Origin of the sequence: Streptomyces sp. NPDC007971 (genome assembly GCF_042958635.1) — a bacterium.
GTDB lineage: Bacteria > Actinomycetota > Actinomycetes > Streptomycetales > Streptomycetaceae > Streptomyces.
In genome coordinates this window covers 356,577-372,914 of sequence record NZ_JBIBJK010000005.1, presented here as the reverse complement: position 1 = coordinate 372,914, position 16,338 = coordinate 356,577, and the positions used below count along the sequence as shown (strand labels likewise).

16 protein-coding genes and 1 pseudogene are annotated in these 16,338 nt (G+C 71.3%); 5 read left to right on the top strand and 12 right to left on the bottom strand.

The window, feature by feature from the left end; translation table 11 throughout:
* Positions 1 to 67 precede the first annotated feature (67 nt).
* Positions 68 to 754, top strand: coding sequence for a response regulator (locus ACFZCP_RS13015; RefSeq protein ID WP_391426729.1), 687 nt, complete (start codon positions 68 to 70; stop codon positions 752 to 754).
* A 55-nt stretch (positions 755 to 809) separates the two neighbouring features.
* Positions 810 to 2,264 (top strand): penicillin-binding transpeptidase domain-containing protein, encoded by a 1,455-nt coding sequence (locus tag ACFZCP_RS13010; protein WP_362696751.1) that lies wholly within the window; start codon positions 810 to 812, stop codon positions 2,262 to 2,264.
* A 93-nt stretch (positions 2,265 to 2,357) separates the two neighbouring features.
* On the opposite strand, the gene ACFZCP_RS13005 is transcribed toward ACFZCP_RS13010, so the two are convergent.
* On the bottom strand, positions 2,358 to 3,809 hold the full coding sequence (locus tag ACFZCP_RS13005) for a solute carrier family 23 protein (protein WP_391426727.1): 1,452 nt from the start codon (positions 3,807 to 3,809) through the stop codon (positions 2,358 to 2,360).
* A 136-nt stretch (positions 3,810 to 3,945) separates the two neighbouring features.
* On the opposite strand from ACFZCP_RS13005, the gene ACFZCP_RS13000 reads away from it, so the two are divergent.
* Positions 3,946 to 4,572 carry a transposase gene (locus ACFZCP_RS13000; RefSeq protein WP_391426726.1) on the top strand — a complete coding sequence of 209 codons (627 nt, stop codon included), beginning with the start codon at positions 3,946 to 3,948 and terminating at the stop codon, positions 4,570 to 4,572.
* Positions 4,573 to 4,608: 36 nt separating this feature from the next.
* Here the strand turns inward: ACFZCP_RS13000 and ACFZCP_RS12995 are convergent, their stop codons facing one another.
* Positions 4,609 to 4,968 carry a 5-carboxymethyl-2-hydroxymuconate Delta-isomerase gene (locus ACFZCP_RS12995; RefSeq protein ID WP_391426724.1) on the bottom strand — a complete coding sequence of 120 codons (360 nt, stop codon included), beginning with the start codon at positions 4,966 to 4,968 and terminating at the stop codon, positions 4,609 to 4,611.
* Between the two features lie 257 nt (positions 4,969 to 5,225).
* Here ACFZCP_RS12995 and ACFZCP_RS12990 point away from each other — a divergent pair, with 257 nt between their 5' ends.
* Complete coding sequence (locus ACFZCP_RS12990) at positions 5,226 to 5,603, top strand: nuclear transport factor 2 family protein (protein WP_180360588.1); 378 nt, start codon at positions 5,226 to 5,228, stop codon at positions 5,601 to 5,603.
* 74 nt (positions 5,604 to 5,677) lie between these two features.
* Here ACFZCP_RS12990 and ACFZCP_RS12985 read toward each other — a convergent pair.
* Positions 5,678 to 6,423, bottom strand: a pseudogene (locus ACFZCP_RS12985) (transposase).
* A 396-nt stretch (positions 6,424 to 6,819) separates the two neighbouring features.
* Positions 6,820 to 7,617 carry an HAD family acid phosphatase gene (locus tag ACFZCP_RS12980; RefSeq protein WP_391426723.1) on the bottom strand — a complete coding sequence of 266 codons (798 nt, stop codon included), beginning with the start codon at positions 7,615 to 7,617 and terminating at the stop codon, positions 6,820 to 6,822.
* Positions 7,618 to 7,957: 340 nt separating this feature from the next.
* Here ACFZCP_RS12980 and ACFZCP_RS12975 point away from each other — a divergent pair, with 340 nt between their 5' ends.
* Entirely contained in the window at positions 7,958 to 8,422 is a 465-nt protein-coding gene (locus ACFZCP_RS12975; protein ID WP_391426721.1) for a hypothetical protein, read from the top strand.
* 21 nt (positions 8,423 to 8,443) lie between these two features.
* Here the strand turns inward: ACFZCP_RS12975 and araD are convergent, their stop codons facing one another.
* From araD to ACFZCP_RS12935, 8 genes are all read right to left on the bottom strand, one after another.
* Positions 8,444 to 10,177, bottom strand: coding sequence for an L-arabinonate dehydratase (gene araD, locus ACFZCP_RS12970; RefSeq protein ID WP_391426719.1), 1,734 nt, complete (start codon positions 10,175 to 10,177; stop codon positions 8,444 to 8,446).
* Positions 10,174 to 11,085 carry a dihydrodipicolinate synthase family protein gene (locus ACFZCP_RS12965; protein WP_391426717.1) on the bottom strand — a complete coding sequence of 304 codons (912 nt, stop codon included), beginning with the start codon at positions 11,083 to 11,085 and terminating at the stop codon, positions 10,174 to 10,176. The genes araD and ACFZCP_RS12965 overlap by 4 nt, the downstream gene beginning before the upstream one ends.
* A complete protein-coding gene (locus ACFZCP_RS12960; protein ID WP_391426716.1) occupies positions 11,082 to 11,738 on the bottom strand; it encodes an FCD domain-containing protein in 657 nt (218 codons plus the stop codon). Before ACFZCP_RS12960 ends, ACFZCP_RS12965 begins: the two co-directional genes overlap by 4 nt.
* Before the next feature lie 182 nt (positions 11,739 to 11,920).
* Complete coding sequence (locus ACFZCP_RS12955) at positions 11,921 to 12,682, bottom strand: MBL fold metallo-hydrolase (RefSeq protein ID WP_391426714.1); 762 nt, start codon at positions 12,680 to 12,682, stop codon at positions 11,921 to 11,923.
* A 362-nt stretch (positions 12,683 to 13,044) separates the two neighbouring features.
* Positions 13,045 to 13,632, bottom strand: coding sequence for a TIGR03086 family metal-binding protein (locus tag ACFZCP_RS12950; protein ID WP_362696731.1), 588 nt, complete (start codon positions 13,630 to 13,632; stop codon positions 13,045 to 13,047).
* Entirely contained in the window at positions 13,629 to 13,817 is a 189-nt protein-coding gene (locus ACFZCP_RS12945; protein WP_391426909.1) for a DUF6010 family protein, read from the bottom strand. The genes ACFZCP_RS12950 and ACFZCP_RS12945 overlap by 4 nt, the downstream gene beginning before the upstream one ends.
* A 226-nt stretch (positions 13,818 to 14,043) precedes the next feature.
* Complete coding sequence (locus ACFZCP_RS12940; protein ID WP_391426712.1) at positions 14,044 to 15,207, bottom strand: hypothetical protein; 1,164 nt, start codon at positions 15,205 to 15,207, stop codon at positions 14,044 to 14,046.
* A complete protein-coding gene (locus tag ACFZCP_RS12935; protein WP_391426710.1) occupies positions 15,204 to 16,145 on the bottom strand; it encodes a 5-dehydro-4-deoxyglucarate dehydratase in 942 nt (313 codons plus the stop codon). Before ACFZCP_RS12935 ends, ACFZCP_RS12940 begins: the two co-directional genes overlap by 4 nt.
* Positions 16,146 to 16,338: the final 193 nt, after the last annotated feature.

The window sequence follows — 16,338 nt, the reverse complement described above, 5'->3', positions numbered from 1 at the left end:
GGGGACCGTGACCGAGGGAGGGGTCCATGTGACCGACGAGGGGACCGTGAGCGGCGAAGGGGTCCGTATGAGAGGCGAAGGGACCGGCAGCGCGGCGCGGGGTGCGATCCGGGTCGTTCTCGCCGACGACGAGCGCATGGTCCGCACCGCCCTGCGGGCCATCCTCTCCGCCGAGCCCGGCCTGGAGGTGGTCGGGGAGGCGGCGACGGGGGCCGAGGCCGTGTCCGTCGTACGGCAACTGCGGCCCGACGTGGTGCTGATGGACGTCCGCATGCCGGAGGTCGACGGCATCCGGGCCACCGAGCAGATCCTCGCCACCCTCGACGAGCCGCCCCGGGTCGTGGTCGTCACCACCTTCGAGAACGACTCGTACGTCTACGACGCGCTGCGCGCCGGGGCCGCCGGGTTCCTCCTCAAGCGGGCGGACGCGGACGCGCTCGTCCAGGCGGTACGGCTGGTCGCCCGCACCGAGAGCCTGCTGTTCCCGTCGGCCGTACGGGCCCTGGCGGCCGAGTACGCGCACGGGGCGGCAGCCGCGTCTCCGGCGTGGGTGAGCAGGCTCACGGGACGGGAGAGCGAGGTGCTGCGGCACATGGCCGCCGGGCTGACCAACGCGGAGATCGCCCGGCGCATGGACGTCGGCCCCGCCACCGTGAAGTCGCACGTCGCGGCGGTGCTGGCGAAGACGGGCACCCGGGACCGGACGCAGGCGGCGATCGCCGCGTACGAGGCCGGTTTCCTGAAGGCACGATGAGAAAAACGGGCGTACGGGAACGATTGCCCCCGTCTCGATCGTCTTCACGAACGGGATGAACAAGACGATCAGGCGAGCGTCCGTCTTCACACTGCTCCTCGTGCTCGCCCTGCTGGTCAGGGCGACCTGGGTGCAGTACTACGACGGCAAGGCCCTCGCGGACGACAACGACAACCGGCGGAACGCGATCGAGACCTACTCGCGCCCGCTCGGGAACATCATCGTGGCCGGGAACTCGATCACCGGCTCGGCGCGGACGAAGGGCAGCGACCTCGCGTACAAGCGGACGTACAAGAACGGCGAGCTCTACGCGGCGGTGACCGGGTACGCCTCGCAGGCCTACGCCCCGACGCAGCTGGAGGGCATCTACAAGGACCTGCTCAACGGCACGGACAGCCGGCTGAAGACCGTGATGGACACGCTCACCGACCGGCGCGCCGACCCGGGCAACGTGCTCACCACCATCGACCCGGCGGTCCAGAAGGCGGCGTACCGGGCCCTGGGCGGCAACAAGGGCGCGGCCGTCGCGATCGACCCGAAGACCGGCCGGATCCTCGCCGTGGTGTCGACACCGTCGTACGACCCCTCGCAGCTCACCGACGCGAACACGGCCGGCGTGGCCTGGAAGAGGCTCAACGCGGACAAGGACAAGCCGCTCACCAACCGGGCGCTGCGCCAGCCGCTGCCGCCGGGCTCGACGTTCAAGCTGGTCGTGGCCGCTGCCGCGCTGGAGAGCGGGCTGTACAAGAACGTGGACGACCCCACCCGCAGCCCCGACCCGTACATCATGCCGGGCACCACGCGCCCGCTGGAGAACGAGAACAAGTCGGCTCCGTGCAGGAACGCCCCGATCCGGGACGCCCTTCGCTACTCCTGCAACAACGTCTTCGGCAAGATGGCCGTCGACCTCGGCCAGGACAAGGTGAAGGCGATGGCCGAGAAGTTCGGCTTCAACGACGACGCGCAGGACGTGCCCGTGCGGGCCTACGCCAGCGTGTACCCCTCGGACATGGACAAGGCGCAGACCGCACTCTCCGGCATCGGCCAGTTCGACGTCACCGCGACCCCGCTCCAGATGGCCATGGTGTCGGCGGCAATCGCCAACGGCGGCAAGCTGGTCTCACCGCACCTGGTGTCGCAGACCACCGACAGCAGCGGTGACACGGTGACGAACTACGACGACAGCGCGGACACCAAGGAGGTCGTCAGCTCCGGCACGGCCGAGCAGTTGCAGTCCGCGATGGAGACGGTGGTGAAGGAGGGCACCGGTACGAACGCGCTGATCGACGGGGCGAGAGTGGGCGGCAAGACCGGTACGGCCCAGCACGGCGAGAACAACAGCAAGACGCCGTACGCCTGGTTCACCTCGTACGGCAAGTCGGACAGCAGCGGCAAGGAAGTCGCGGTCGCGGTGATGGTGGAGCAGTCGGACGCGGCACGGTCCGAGGTCAGCGGCAACGGTCTGGCGGCGCCGGTCGCCAGGGCGATGATGCAGGCGGCGCTGAAGTAGAGCGCCCCGAGAGGCACGGGGCCGTATCGGCGTACGGCCCCGCCGCGCGGCGCGACCGGTCACGGACGTCCCGTACCGGTCGCGCGGCGTCTCTCACTTCACCCCGAGAGCCTGCTCCACAGGATCGATCGCGAAGTACACCAGGAACAGCACCGACACCATCCACAACAGCCAGCTGACGTCCTTCGCCCTGCCCACCACCGTCTTGATGAGCACGTACGCCAGGAATCCCGCGCCGATGCCATCGGTTATCGAGTACGTGAACGGCATCGCGGCGATGGTGAGGAACGCCGGGACGGCGATCTCGTAGTCGTCCCAGTCGATGTGCTTGACGTGGGTCATCATCAGGAAGCCCACCGCGATCAGCGCGGGCGCCGCCGCCTGCAGCGGGACGATGGTGAGCAGTGGGGGGAGGAAGAGCGCGAGCCCGAAGAGGCCGCCGGTGACCAGGTTGGCGAAGCCGGTGCGGGCGCCCTCGCCGACGCCGGCCGCGGACTCGATGTAGGCGGTGTTGGAGGATGCGGAGCCGACCCCGCCGGCCACGGCGGCAGCGCCGTCGATGAACAGGACGCGGCCGATGCTGGGCACCTGTCCCTTCTCGTCGAGCAGTCCGGCCTCGGCGCTGATGCCGACGATGGTTCCCATGGCGTCGAAGAAGTCCGACAGGATCAGGGTGAACACCAGCAGGACGGCGGTGAGGACGCCCGCCTCGGCGAAGCCGCCGAACAGGCTGAAGTGACCGACGAGTCCGAAGTCCGGGGCGGCGACGATCTTGTCCGGGACCTTGGGGGTCGTCAGGCCCCAGCTCTTGATGTCGGCGACGGCGTCGACGACGATCGCGACGGCGGTCATCGCGACGATGCTGATGAGGATCGCGCCCTTCACCCTGCGGGCGAGCAGCGCGACGGTCAGCAGCACGCCGAGGCAGAAGACGAGGACGGGCCAGCCGGTCAGCCGTCCGACGGCGCCGAGTTGCACGGGCACGGTGGTGTGCGCGGCGTCGGGGATGCGGCTGACGAACCCGGCGTCGACGAAGCCGATGAAGGCGATGAACAGGCCGATGCCGACGCCGATGGCCTGCTTCAGCTGCTGCGGGATCGCGTTCATGATCGCTTCCCGGAGGCCGGTGAGGACCAGGAGGCAGATGACCAGGCCTTCGAGGACGACCAGGCCCATCGCGTCGGGCCAGCTCATCAGCGGTGCCAGCTGGAAGGCGACGACGGCGTTGAGGCCGAGACCGGCGGCGATCGCCAGGGGGAGGTTGCCGCCGACGCCCATGACGATCGTCATCACACACGCCACCAGCGCGGTGGCGGTGACGAGTTGGCCGGTGTCGAGGGTGTGGCCGAACTTGTCCTTGGCGCTGCCCAGGATGATCGGATTCAGGACGAGGATGTAGGCCATCGTGAAGAACGTGGCGAAGCCGCCCCGTATCTCCCGGCCGAGGGTGGAGCCCCGTTCGGAGATGCGGAAGTACCGGTCGACGCCGTTCCCGGCAGGTGGGGCGGCACCCGGCCGCCGGGCCGCCTTCTGCGTGTCGGACATGGTCGTCTCCTCGTCGCCCGGTGAACGTGCAGGGATGCTGGCTGGATTGTTCCCTCGCCGAACCGTCTTCAGGTTTTCCCCGTGTTACGGAATCGGGTTCGGGTCCGGCATACGGCGTCCGGCTCTCCGGAAGCGCATGATCCGAGAGCTGGCAACGGGCAGCGACTTCTGGACGGACACAGTGTGGATCACCGACTCCACCCCGGTGCCGTGCGGCATGTCGCGTCCCACCGTGCAGCGCTCGAACCTGGCGGGCTGGGCCGGCTTCGGCTACTGCGCCTCCCACTCCCGGTTCTTCTGGGGCCTACGCCTGTACTTGGTGTGCACGCCGACAGGCATGCCGATCCTGTGGGCGCTGGCCAACCCGAGGATCGGCGAGCGCGAGGTCCTGGCCGCAATGCCCGAAGTCGACGCGGACTTGGTCGCCCAGCGCGAGGGCATCCTGCTCATCTCGGACAAGGGCTTCGCCTCGAGGACGTTCGAAAAGGAGCTCGCCGAACTCGGCATCGAGCTGCTGCGACCCTCGCTCAAGCGCGAGAGGAAGCGCTACGGCGTGCCGATACTCAAGAAGGTCCGCCAGCTGATCGAGTCGGTCAACTACACCCTCAAAGGGCAGCTCGACCTGGAACAACACGGCGGGCGGACCTTCGAGGGCGTCGCGATCCGGGTCGCCCAGAACGTCCTCGCACTGGCCGCCGGCATCTGGCACAACAACCGAATCGGCGCACCGGTCACCCGATCGCTGATCGCATACGATCACTGAAAAGCCCATCGGGCTCATTCGCCTAGGCGCACTTATCTAGACCATAACGTGCTTGCGGTACGCCTTTCCAAGCTCGCTCACGTCCACGGACGTGTGCACCATCACGCCGGGCGTGGATGCCACGTGCTTCCGTATCAACTCGAGTACGGCGTGACTCAGCTCCGCCTTGACCGTCTCAGTACGGCCCTGCAGGATCACGAACTCGACGTGTATCACAGCGTGCTCAGGTGCTCCGTCGGCCACGAACGTCTCTTCGACTCGCCGGAAGCGTGTTTTGCAGTTGTCGACGGTGTCCTTGATGACCTCGGCTGTGAGCGGATGCAGTTCGAGCGCGAAGCCGCGGCGATCGAAGGCGTCGGACAGGGACTCGGAGTAGTCGACAGTGATGTGTGGCATCAGGCGCTCCAGGCCCGGGCTTCGTAGTTCTGGCCATGCTCTCGCATTCCGGGGCGCCCGGCCGGGCTCTCCGCCCCCGCTGCGCACAATTACCGTAAGTCAACTCCACTCGACTCAGGCGCCTGTCCGGCTACCCGAGTTCGCGGCCTCGTCAGACATCGGATTCATTCGTCTGGTGCTGCGACCGGGCAGGTTCACCGTGATCGGAAGGCGGCTCGTGGGACGAGCGCACGCGAAACGGCTGGTATTACTGGGGCATGCAGGAAGAGACCGCACGCTCCGCGATCGACACGTTCATCTCCGCGTTCAACGCCTCGGACGACAGCTATGTGACTGCCCTGCTCTCCCAGGCCCTGACCTCAGACGTGGTCTTCTGGGGGCCGTTGGGTCGCAGCGAAGGAATCGCGGCGGTCGAGCGGTTCGTGCTGGACATCCGACGCCACCCGGCGGGGACCGGCACGATGGTGCGCTGCTCAGCGGTGGACATGCCTGACGAATGGGCCCGGTACCAGTGGGTCTTCACCACGCCTGATGGAGGCCCCCGCCTGGCGGGAACGGATGTCGTCCATCTGCGACGGAGCCTCATCGACCAGGTCATCGTCTTCGCGGGGGAGATCGAGCCGTTCGCCTCCTGAGGCCCGGAACTTCTGTCGCTGTCCTTCTCCTGAACTTGCCCCGTCGGCGTTCGGGGGCTGCTGCTCGCGGTTGGTCAGGCCGCGGTGTTGAGGTGGCGTCCGCCCCAGCGAATGCCCTTTTCGCTGCGGGTGCGGGCGCGTTCCTTGCGTTGGGCGGCGAGTACGTCGGGGTGGCGGGCGTTGGTGTTGCGCCAGCGCAGGTAGCGGTGCAGTGCCTGGGTTTGCGCAGGGTGGCTGCGGTGGTGGGAGTTGGCCAGGGTGAACTGCCGCAGCGGGCCGAAGTGGGCCTCGATCGGGTTGGCCCAGGAAGCGTAGGTCGGGGTGAAGCACAGCTCGGCCTTGTTCTTCTTCGCCCAGCGGCGGATGCCCGCGCCGGTGTGGGCGGAGAGGCTGTCCAGGATGATGTAGATCGGGGCGCCGTCGGGTCGGGCGGCGCGGATCGACTTGAGCGCGGCCAGGGTGTTGGCGGTGCCCTTGCAGCGGCGGTTGACGGCCCACCGGCGGTCGTCGCCCACGGACCAGCAGCCGTGGAAGTAGGTGACGCCGTGGGTGCGGCGGTAGGTCGCCGGCAGCCGGTTTGGCTTGCCCTGCTTCGCCCAGCAGGAGCCTGCGGTGGGCCGCGGCCTCCCGCCCAGCGAGGGGCCAGGCAGGCCAGGCCGATCTCGTTGAACCGGTGGATCACGTCCCGGACGGTGTCCTCGTCGGCCTGGACCAGCTGGGCGATCACAGGCACCCGATTCCTGCCGGCCGAGGCCAGCAGCATCATCGCGCGCCGGTAGCGCACCGAGTTGGTGCTGCCCCGGCGCACGGTCTGCTGCAGCTACTGCCCCTCCTGGTCGGTCAGCCTGAACTAGGCGACCGGAGGCTTCACCGGGCAGGTCGGCGGCGACAGCGGCGCGCGGGGCGGGGGCGGGGGCGGGGGCGGGGCTCAGAGAGGGTTCGGCCGCTCACCGGCCACGGCCACGTGACCGACGAGTTCATCGACACCGTCGTCGCCCAGTGGCTCACCACGCTCGGCCGCGGCGCAGACGGCGCGCGGACTCCGTAGAGGCGCTCCGGGGCCCGGGCCGGCCCGGCACCCGGGCGCTCCGCCGGGCAGGTGGACGCCGGCCAGGGGCCGCACAAGCCGATCGGCCCCCGCCACGGCAGGGTGCTGCCGGTGGCGGGGGCCGAGTGCGAGCGAATGCTCAGGGACTGCGCTTGACCGCCTCGGTCGTCAGGAGACGAAGTAGGTCGGGTTGGGCAGCTTGTACGTGCGGTTGGCGTAGCCGCCGTCGAGGTCCGAGTACTGGTCGCCGAAGTTGGCGATGATCTCGTACCCGAGGTCGTCCTCGATGTGCTTGCGGGTGCCGGACTTGTACTGCACCGTCGTGCAGGTCCAGGTGCCCGGGGTGGCGCAGTCGCCCAGGTAGGCCGGCGGGTTGGCCTTGTCCTTGAGGAACATGTGGCCGGCGTCGAGGTTCACGTCGGCGCCGATCTTCTTCAGGTTCTCGACGGCGGCGGTGCGCTGCGCCTCGCTGAGACCGGAGTTGTAGAAGACCTCGACACCCTGGGACTCGGCGTACCGGACCAGCTCGGGGCTGCCGAACACGGCCGGACGGTCGGCCTTGTTCACGTAGTCGTTCCACGTGGTGGGGTTGTACGTGTAGTTGTAGCGCTTCTCGTAGTCGAGGCTGAGCAGCAGCGTGTCGTCGATGTCGAAGACGACGGCCGGCTTCTCGCCGTGACGGTGCGCCTTGCGGGCGGCCCGGTCGATGTAGCGCCTGGCGTCGGCGTCGATGTGCCGCAGGTCCTTGGCGTACGGGCTGTCCGGGGACGCCTGGTAGACGCCGTTGCTGTCGGCGGTGGTGCCGTAGTAGGTGTCGATGTCCTTCACCAACTGCCCGATGTTGTAGGGCTCGTGGGTGGAGTTCGCCGTGCTCTGGCCGGCGGTGGCCGCGCCCGCGCCGTACAGCGCGACGCCGGCGAGCGCACAGGCAGCACCGGCGGCAACGACTCTGTGGGACTTCCGCATGGATTCTCCGGATCTGGTGATGAGGGTTGACGTACCAGGTCAGAGATTGTCTACGCGCATAACACCAGTCCCTGCGAGGGCTGTTATCCGATCGATATGCAACTTCTCGCCCCGGCGCCTTGCGTTCGCACGACGGCCCCACAGGCTTCCCCTGTCCCCTGTCCCCTGCCCCCGGGGCCGAAATCCGCATGGGCCGACGAGGGTTCGCCGACGGGAGGCGGCAGGGTTCCACCGGTACGACGCCGGAGGGCTGGTCGTGGAGGGGACCGGCCCCCTGGGGAACCGAAGACATCTGCGGCGACACACGGCGTCGCCCGCCCCTCTCGCAGGAAGGCTGTCCATGAAATTCATCAAGGCGGACTGGGATCCCGAGCTGCACGGGTTCCGTCTCGATGCGGGCGCCTACCTGGCCGAGCTGCCGGGCCTGCGCGCCGGCCTGCCCCCGGGCGCCTGGTCCTTCGCCTCCGACCCGGGGCACTACGACATCAGTGGTGCCACACGGTGTGTGAAGGACCTGGAGCCGGCCGGGATCCACCTCGCCACCGACAAGAGCGCAGGCCTGGTCCTGGAGTTCGCGCCCAACAGGTGGAAGCACGACTCCGGCCTGCGTATCAGCTACTCGGGCGTGACGCACTTCTCCGTCGACCACGAACACTCCATCGACCGGATGCTCGTCGGCACCGTGCTCCTCGACGAGATCCTCCCGGACGAGGACGGCGGCTGCACCCACGAGATCGCACTCACGGACGCGTCGATCACCGTCCGCTGCGCGGACCTGCAAGCCGTATGGGAAGACGCGGGCTGAGCGGCGGCGGCTGCGGGGTGTTCAGCCGGTGTAGGGGTCCGGGACCTTGCCGGGGCGGGCGAGGAACTCGAAGTCGCAGCCGGTGTCGGCCTGGGTGATCTGCCCGTTGTGGAGGACACCGTAGCCACGCTCGTACCGGGCGGGCGGGGGCGTCCAGGCGGCCCTGCGCCGCGCCAGCTCCCCGTCGTCCACGTGGAGATGCAGGCTGCGCGCCGCGACGTCCAGCGTGATGAGGTCCCCGGTGCGTACCAGCGCGAGCGGTCCGCCGATGTGCGACTCCGGGGCCACGTGCAGCACACAGGTGCCGTAACTCGTGCCGCTCATCCGTGCGTCGGAGATCCGCACCATGTCGCGCACCCCCTGTCGGAGCAGGTGGTCCGGGATGGGGAGCATGCCGTACTCGGGCATGCCCGGGCCGCCCTTGGGGCCGGCGCCCCTCAGCACCAGCACGCTGTCGGCGGTGATGCCGAGCGCGGGGTCGTCGACGGTGCGCTGCATGGTCCGGTAGTCGTCGAAGACCACGGCGGGCCCGGTGTGCCTGAGCAGGCGGGGCTCGGCGGCGATGTGCTTGATGACCGCGCCGTCCGGGCAGAGGTTGCCGCGCAGGACCGCGACCCCGCCCTCGCTCGCGACCGGGTTGTCACGGGGCCGGATGACGTCGTCGTGGTGCACCCGGGCACCGGCGAGCTGCTCGCGCAGGGTGTCGTACGACACCGTCGGCCGGTCCAGGTGGAGCAGATCGGGGATCCGGGACAGGAAGCCGGGCAGCCCGCCCGCGAAGTGGAAATCCTCCATCAGGTAACCCCGGCCGCCGGGACGGACGTTGGCGAGGACGGGCACGGTCCGGGCGATGCGGTCGAAGTCGTCGAGGGTGAGCCGCACCCCGGCGCGGCCGGCCATGGCGATCAGGTGGATGACCGCGTTGGTGGAGCCGCCGAGACCGAGCACGGTGGTGACGGCGTCCTCGAAGGCCTCCCGGGTGAGGATGTCGGGGAGCCTGCGGTCCCGGTGGACCAGCTCGACGACGGTCAGACCGGCCTTGGCGGCCATCCGGTCGTGGCCCGAGTCGACCGCCGGGATGCTGGACGCGCCCGGCACGGTCACACCGAGCGCCTCGGCCGCGGCGGTCAGCGTGGACGCCGTGCCCATGGTCATGCAGTGGCCCGGCGAGCGGGCGAGGCCGCTCTCCAGCTCGGTCATCTCGCAGTCGCCGATGAGGCCGGCCCGCTTGTCGTCCCAGTACTTCCACATGTCGGTGCCGGAGCCGAGGACCTCGCCCCGCCAGTGGCCCGGGAGCATGGGCCCGGCCGGTACGAACACGGCGGGCAGGCCCGCGGACGCCGCGCCCATCAGCAGCGCCGGGGTGGACTTGTCGCAGCCCCCCATCAGGACGGCGCCGTCCACGGGATAGGACCGCAGCAGTTCCTCGGTCTCCATCGCGAGCAGGTTGCGGTAGAGCATCGGGGTCGGCTTCTGGAAGGTCTCGCTGAGGGTGGAGACCGGGAACTCCAGGGGGAATCCGCCCGCCTGCCACACCCCGCGCTTCACGGCCTGCGCCCGGTCCCTCAGGTGCACATGGCAGGGGTTGATGTCGGACCAGGTGTTGAGGATCGCGACGACCGGCTTGCCCAGGTGCTCCTCGGGCAGGTAGCCGAGTTGGCGGGTGCGGGCGCGGTGGCTGAAGGAGCGCACGCCGCCGGTGCCGTACCACTGGTGGCTCCGCAGCTCTTCCGGGCACTTGCGGGCCGTGCTCATACGGGCCACCCGGCGACGAGGGCGGCGACCTCGGCGCGCGTCTCCTCGGGCAGCTGCCTGCTCGGCGGGCGGACGTCCCTGCGGCACAGGCCGATCGCGGCGAGGGCCTCCTTGACCACGGCGACGTTGTCGGCGGAACCGTGGGCGGCGCGCAGTTCCTCGAAGCGGCGGATCCGTTCCCAGACCTTCATGGCGGCCGGATGGTCGCCGGATCGGAGCGCTTCCCTCATGGTCAGCGGGAGGGCCGGGGCGACGTTCACGAGTCCCGAGGTGAAGCCGGTGGCGCCCGCGGAGAAGTAGGACGGTGCGTACGGCTCGGCGAGGCCCGCGACCCACACGAAGCGGTCCAGGCCCGCGTCCCGCGCGAAGGCGGCGAACCGCGCGGCGTCCGGGACGGCGTACTTCACGCCGATGACGTTCGGGCAGTGGTCGGCGAGTTCGGCGAGGCGGGCGCCGGGCAGGCGGTCGTTGCGGAGGTAGGGGACCACGCCCAGTTCGGGCACGGAGTCGGCGAGGGCACGGTGGTAGTCCACCCAGCCGGCGGCCGAGACGTACGGGTGCACCGGCTGGTGGACCATCACCATGCGGGCACCCAGGTCACGGGCGTGGCGGGCGGCGGCGATCGCGGTGGGCAGGTCGTGGCCGACGCCGGCCAGCACCTCGGCGCGGTCACCGGCCTCCGCCACGGCCGCCTCGGTGACCAGGCGGCGCTCTTCGGGCGCGAGGGCGTAGAACTCGCCGGTGTTGCCGTTGGGGGTCAGGGTGCGGATCCCGCCGTCGAGCAGTCGGCGCAGCAGGGCCCGGTGGGTGTCCTCGGCCACGGAGCCGTCCTCGGCGAACGGGGTCACCGGGATGGCCACCACGTCGGCCAGGGCCGCCCGCTGGGTCTCGAACCTCGCGCTGCTCATCGCTGCCCCTCCGTCGGCCCGGTCCCGGGGAAGGCGCGTCGCACGAAGGACGCGATGTGGGCGTGCAGGGCGCTCGCCGCGCCGTCCGCGTCGCCCTCCAGCGCGAGCCGCAGGATCTCCCGGTGCTCGGCGGCCTCCCGGTCCCAGGAGGGTTCGTTCGCCCAGGCCACGGCCGAGACGAGGGCGGCCTGGTCGCGGACCTCGTCCAGCATCCGGCCGAGCAGCGGGTTGCCGCACGGCAGATAGAGGGCGCGGTGGAACTCCCGGTTGGCCAGGGAGCGTTCGGCGGTGTCGGCGGCGGCGTCGGCCCGGGTGAGGGCCTCGCGGGCGGGGTCGAGGCAGGCGCCGCGCACCACGGAGCGCCTGAGCGCCTCGGGTTCGAGGAGCAGCCGCACGTCGTGGACCTCGCGCGCCATGTCCGCGTCCACCCTGCGCACCGTGACGCCCCTGTACTCGTTCATCACGACCAGGCCGGTCCCGGCGAGCGTCTTCAGCGCCTCCCGCACCGGGGTCTTGGACACCCCGAACTGCGCGGCCAGCTCCGTCTCGACCAGGGCCCGGCCAGGGGGCAACTGCCCGGTGAGGATGCGGTGTCTGATCGCGTCCAGGACATAGTGCGTGCGGGACGGGATCGGTGTGGGCACAGAGGTCATGCGGCCCTCTCGTATCTCACATATCGCGTCTCATATATGACGTACGACGTACGACGCGTCGAAGGTAGGAGTGGGCCCGGGTTTCGTCAACGCTTCTGACAAAAGAGGGCGGACCGCCGGGGCGGTCACCGCGGACGGTCGTGGTTCCGGCAGAAGAAGGCCGGCCGCCGGGGGCGCGCGGCTCAGACGGTGCGGATGTCGCCCTCGACGGCGGGGAACGTGGGCCTGCCGAAGGCCTCGGCCGCACGCGCGGCGGCCGCCTCGCGGGTGAGCGTGGGGCCGACGTGGGTGACGAGCAGCTCGCGCACGTGTGCGTCCCGGGCGATACGGCCTGCGTCCTCGGGCGTCAGGTGGACCTGCTGGACGTGTTCGCCGGCGCGATGTCCGGTGATGTCCGCCTCGCACAGGAACAGATCGGCGCGGGTGGCGAGTTCGGTGAGTGCGGGGCAGGGCCCGCTGTCCCCCGAGTACGCCAGCACGCTGCCCTGGCTCTCGGCGCGCAGCCCGTACGCCTCCGTGTCGTGCGCGACGGCACGGGCGGTCAGACGCAGGTTCCAGTGCCGGACGTCGTGGCCGTCGTACAGGTCCCGGAAGTCGAAGACTCCCTTGAGGAACTCGATGTCCGGGCGGCCGAAGAAGCCGGCCAGCCGGCGCGCGCAGTCCTGCGGCGCGTACACCGGGATCGGCGCGTGCGGGGCCATCCCGCCGAAGGCGAAGGCGTAGGCGGCGGCGAGCAGGTCGGCGCTGTGGTCGGCGTGCAGATGCGAGATCCAGATCGCGGTGAGCCGGGCGGGATCCGTGTGCCGCTGCAACGCGGCGAACGTACCGGGCCCCGCGTCCACCCACACCTCGGCGCCTCCCCCGGACACCAGGTAGCCGGAGCAGGGGCGGTCCGGCCCCGGGTGCGGGGAGGCGGTGCCGAGGACGGTGAGCGTGAGTGGCATGGAGGGAGATTACGACGCCCCGGACCCGCCCCGGCCCACTTGACCGACCGGAGCCCGGGTGGTTCGGCCGGGCGGCGAGGAAGGCGGCACCACCGGCGTGCCGGACGGTGCGCTCGCCGTCCGCCGTGCCGCGGGACACCTCCGCCGGGGTGCCGGGGAACTTCGAGGGACTCTCGAACAGCATGCCGCCGAAGTCGATCAGCACGTGCGGGCGGCGGGCCCTGCCATGGCACTCCCGTTCCCTGTCCCCGCCCCCGTCGCCGTCCGGGCCCTGTCCCCGCCCCAGTCCGGGCCCCGGCGCCGTCCGGGCCCTGTCCGCGCCCCGTCCGCGTCCGCGTCCGGGTGTCCACTTGTCGACGTGTCTATGGCCGCCACCCCGGGTCCCGCCCGCTCAGCCCCAGTGCCCGGTCCAGCAGCGGAGCGCTCTCCGGGACCGGCACGAGCGGGCCGAAGAGGCCGCCGCCGCGGTCCGGGTCGTCGGCCGCGGCGCGGAGGAAGACGAGGGCCGAGTCGAGGGCGGCGGGGTCGGGGGCGTAGGACTGGCCGGTCGCGCGGGCCAGGTCCCAGCCGTGGATCACCAACTCGTCGGCGACGACCGCGCCCGCGATCGCGCCGGGCAGGTCCACTCCGCCCGCGCGGGTCATGCCGGTCCAGGCGGCCGGGTCGCGCCAGGCGTCGGCCAGCTCGTCCAGTGCCTTGGCCAGTTCCTCGCGCCAGCCGGGGCCGATGTCCGGGACGGCGGAGTTCGGGTTGGTGTCGGTGGTCGCACCGAGATCCTTGCGGGCCGCGTCGCGGAAGGCGACGGACAGCCCCTGCACATGGCCCAGCAGGTGGCGGGCCGCAAGGTCCGGGCAGGGCGTCGGGGCCGACAGCTGGTCGTCGGTCACGGCCTCGGCGAGGCGTGCCACGATCCGGGTCTGCGGGCCGAGGTCGAGGATCATGTCGGTCATGACTGGCTCCTGGGAGACGGCGAACCCTGTACGTCATGGTGACCGGCCGGCTCCCGGAAACTCATCGGTGCCGCGCGGGCGCGCAGCCGCCGCCAGGGCGACCGGCCGCCTTCGAGGCACCACGCCGCGATCACCGGGTCGCACAGCGCGCAGCCGAAGGACGCGTCGTGGGCGAACGGGACGATCGGTGGCCCTTGAGGTGGTGCACCACGTCCCAGGCGGTTCCAGCACGCTCACCGCCCGCTTCCGGCCCACGCACCACCGCCTCCGGCAAGCTCACCGACGGCTCGGCACGCCCGCCAACCGCTCAGCGTGCTCGCCGACCTCCTCCGGCACACCCCTCGACCGCCTCCAGCACATGCACCGGCCGCCTCCAGCCCGCTCGCCGACCGCCTCCGGCGCGCTCACGGGTCAGCGGGCGGCGAGCGCCTCGCGTACCGCGGCGAGGTCGCCGTCCGACGCCAACCCGGCGTGATACAGCCGCAGTTCGGTGGCGCCCAGGGCACGCGCGCGTGCCGCGTCCGCCGCCAGCGTGCCGGGGCTGCCACCCATCCCGGAGACCACCGTGAAGTTGGCGGCCAGCACCGTCTGCACGCGCGCGTGCTCGGCGAAGGGAGCCAGCAGGCCCGTACCGCCCGCACAGGGCACCACCACGCCGTCCGCGACCGAGAGGATGTGTGCGGGGTCGACGCCGACGTTGGCGCCGCAGTGGTACGCCACCGGGTCGGCGTGCAGCAGGATCCGGAAGCCGTCGGGTGCGGCGGCGCGCACGGCGGTGACGGCCTCCTCCTGGAGGGCGCGGGCCGCGCTGTCGCGCCACGCGCGCGTGGCGGCCGCGGTGTCCTCGCCGAGGAGCTTCTCGACCGTCGGCCAGCCCCCGTCCTCGGCGGCTCCCCGCCACAGGGGCTCCAGCGCCGTGCGTACGGCGGCCGCCAGCTCGTCCGCCTCCAGGCCTTGTGCGCCGTAGCCGGTGCGGCAGGCCGGGCAGAAGCAGAGCGCCATCAGGTACTGCCCGGCGTCCCCGAGGCCGACCCCGGACGTCTTGTCGTGGGCGTGCAGGTGCTGGAGCCCGTACCAGCCGAGGGACTCCAGCTCGGTGCCGTGCGCGCCGGGGCGCACCGCGGCCTCGGCGGCCAGGTCGACCAGGTACGCGCGCGTGGCGGGCTGGGCGATGCAGGGCGCCCACGGGTAGCGGTCGCCGTAGGCGTTGACGACCGAGGTGTCCGGATGTTCGGCGCCCAGGCGGGAGTTGTGCGCGAGGACGACCCAGGTGTGCACCTCGACACCGGCCGCCGCGAGTGCCTCGGCGGCCTCGCCGTAGGCGTTCCCCGGGGCCCAGCGCCCGGCCGGGTAGGGCCGCAGACCGCGGCCCGCCCAGCGGTCGCCCGGGGGGTAGAGGACGGCCGCGTACTCGGCGGTGACGATGCGGTGGCGGGGGTGCCGGGGGGTCAGCGCGCGGGTGGAGTGGTAGGCGGACGCGAGGGTCGCCTGCCGCACGCCGAGCGCGGCGATCCGGGCGGGTGCCGCGGGGTCCCCGACGACGTCCCAGGGGTAGACGAACGCCGACGCCTTCACGCCTCCTCCTCCAGCAGCGCGTGTCCCCGCTCGATCAGCCGGGCGAGCTGCTTGACGTGGTCCTCGCCCGGCTCGTGCAGCGGGGGCCGCACCTCGCCCACGTCCAGACCGCGCAGCCGTACGCCCGCCTTGACGAGCGAGACGGCGTAGCCGTGGCCCTGGGCGCGCAGTTCCACGAACGGGCCGTAGAAGCCGTCCAGGAGGCGGCGCACGGTGTCCTGGTCGCCGGTCCGAAGGGCCCGGTGGAAGGCGAGGGCGATCTCGGGGGCGAAGCAGAAGACGGCCGAGGAGTAGAGGGTGACGCCGAGGGCGCGGTAGGCGAGCTGGGTCTGCTCGGCGGTGGGCAGACCGTTGAAGTACAGGAAGTCGCCGGGGACCTCGGTGCGCACGGCGCTGATGATGCGCTGCACGAGGTCGAGGTCGCCGAGGCCGTCCTTGAGGCCGATGATGCCGTCGGTGCGGGCGAGCCCGATCACCGTCCGCGGGGTGAAGACGGCGTTGTCGCGCTGGTAGACGATCACGGGCAGGGCGGTGGCCGCGGCGATGTCCCGGTAGTGCCGCAGCAGGCCCTCCTGGCCGGCCAGGACGAGGTACGGCGGCATGGCGAGGAGCCCGTCGGCGCCCGCCTCCTCGGCCAGTCGCGCGTGGCGGACGGCGAGCGCGGTGCCGTAGCCGGCGCCCGCGACCACCGGGACACGCCCCTCGGCCGCCTCGACGGCCGCCCGCACGCAGGCCTCGAACTCCTCCGGCAGCAGTGCGTGGAACTCCCCGGTGCCGCAGCAGGCGAACACGGCGGCCGCGCCGTCCGCGACGCCCTGGCGCACATGGGTGCGGTAGACGTCGAGGTCGAGGGAGCCGTCGGGGCCGAAGGCCGTGACGGGGAAGAAGAGCGGCCCCTTCGGGTCGCGGAGCCGGGCGGCGAGAGGGGCTGGCGTCACGGGCGCTCCCTGTCGGTGCATGTTTCTGATCAGCGTCTATATTTCTGAACGACTTCACGCTACGGTCCCGCCTCGGGGCGGGTCAAGCGGGCAAACCCGCAACACGGCAATGGATTTCCCCGCCCCGCGGCACACTTGACTGGGCCCGTCGCGGCTCCCTAGCGTGCCCATGGATGTGAATCCGGTCCATGAA

What these genes read in the sequence shown, in the direction of transcription:
- ACFZCP_RS13015 (WP_391426729.1), top strand. Translation starts at nt 68, where the DNA reads ATGAGAGGCGAAGGGACCGGCAGCGCGGCGCGGGGTGCGATCCGGGTC.
- ACFZCP_RS12960 (WP_391426716.1), bottom strand. Translation starts at nt 11,738, where the DNA reads ATGACCTCTGTGCCCACACCGATCCCGTCCCGCACGCACTATGTCCTG.
- ACFZCP_RS13005 (WP_391426727.1), bottom strand. Translation starts at nt 3,809, where the DNA reads ATGTCCGACACGCAGAAGGCGGCCCGGCGGCCGGGTGCCGCCCCACCT.
- ACFZCP_RS12975 (WP_391426721.1), top strand. Translation starts at nt 7,958, where the DNA reads ATGAAATTCATCAAGGCGGACTGGGATCCCGAGCTGCACGGGTTCCGT.
- ACFZCP_RS13000 (WP_391426726.1), top strand. Translation starts at nt 3,946, where the DNA reads ATGATCCGAGAGCTGGCAACGGGCAGCGACTTCTGGACGGACACAGTG.
- ACFZCP_RS12950 (WP_362696731.1), bottom strand. Translation starts at nt 13,632, where the DNA reads ATGACCGACATGATCCTCGACCTCGGCCCGCAGACCCGGATCGTGGCA.
- ACFZCP_RS13010 (WP_362696751.1), top strand. Translation starts at nt 810, where the DNA reads ATGAACAAGACGATCAGGCGAGCGTCCGTCTTCACACTGCTCCTCGTG.
- ACFZCP_RS12955 (WP_391426714.1), bottom strand. Translation starts at nt 12,682, where the DNA reads ATGCCACTCACGCTCACCGTCCTCGGCACCGCCTCCCCGCACCCGGGG.
- araD (WP_391426719.1), bottom strand. Translation starts at nt 10,177, where the DNA reads ATGAGCACGGCCCGCAAGTGCCCGGAAGAGCTGCGGAGCCACCAGTGG.
- ACFZCP_RS12965 (WP_391426717.1), bottom strand. Translation starts at nt 11,085, where the DNA reads ATGAGCAGCGCGAGGTTCGAGACCCAGCGGGCGGCCCTGGCCGACGTG.
- ACFZCP_RS12995 (WP_391426724.1), bottom strand. Translation starts at nt 4,968, where the DNA reads ATGCCACACATCACTGTCGACTACTCCGAGTCCCTGTCCGACGCCTTC.
- ACFZCP_RS12990 (WP_180360588.1), top strand. Translation starts at nt 5,226, where the DNA reads ATGCAGGAAGAGACCGCACGCTCCGCGATCGACACGTTCATCTCCGCG.
- ACFZCP_RS12980 (WP_391426723.1), bottom strand. Translation starts at nt 7,617, where the DNA reads ATGCGGAAGTCCCACAGAGTCGTTGCCGCCGGTGCTGCCTGTGCGCTC.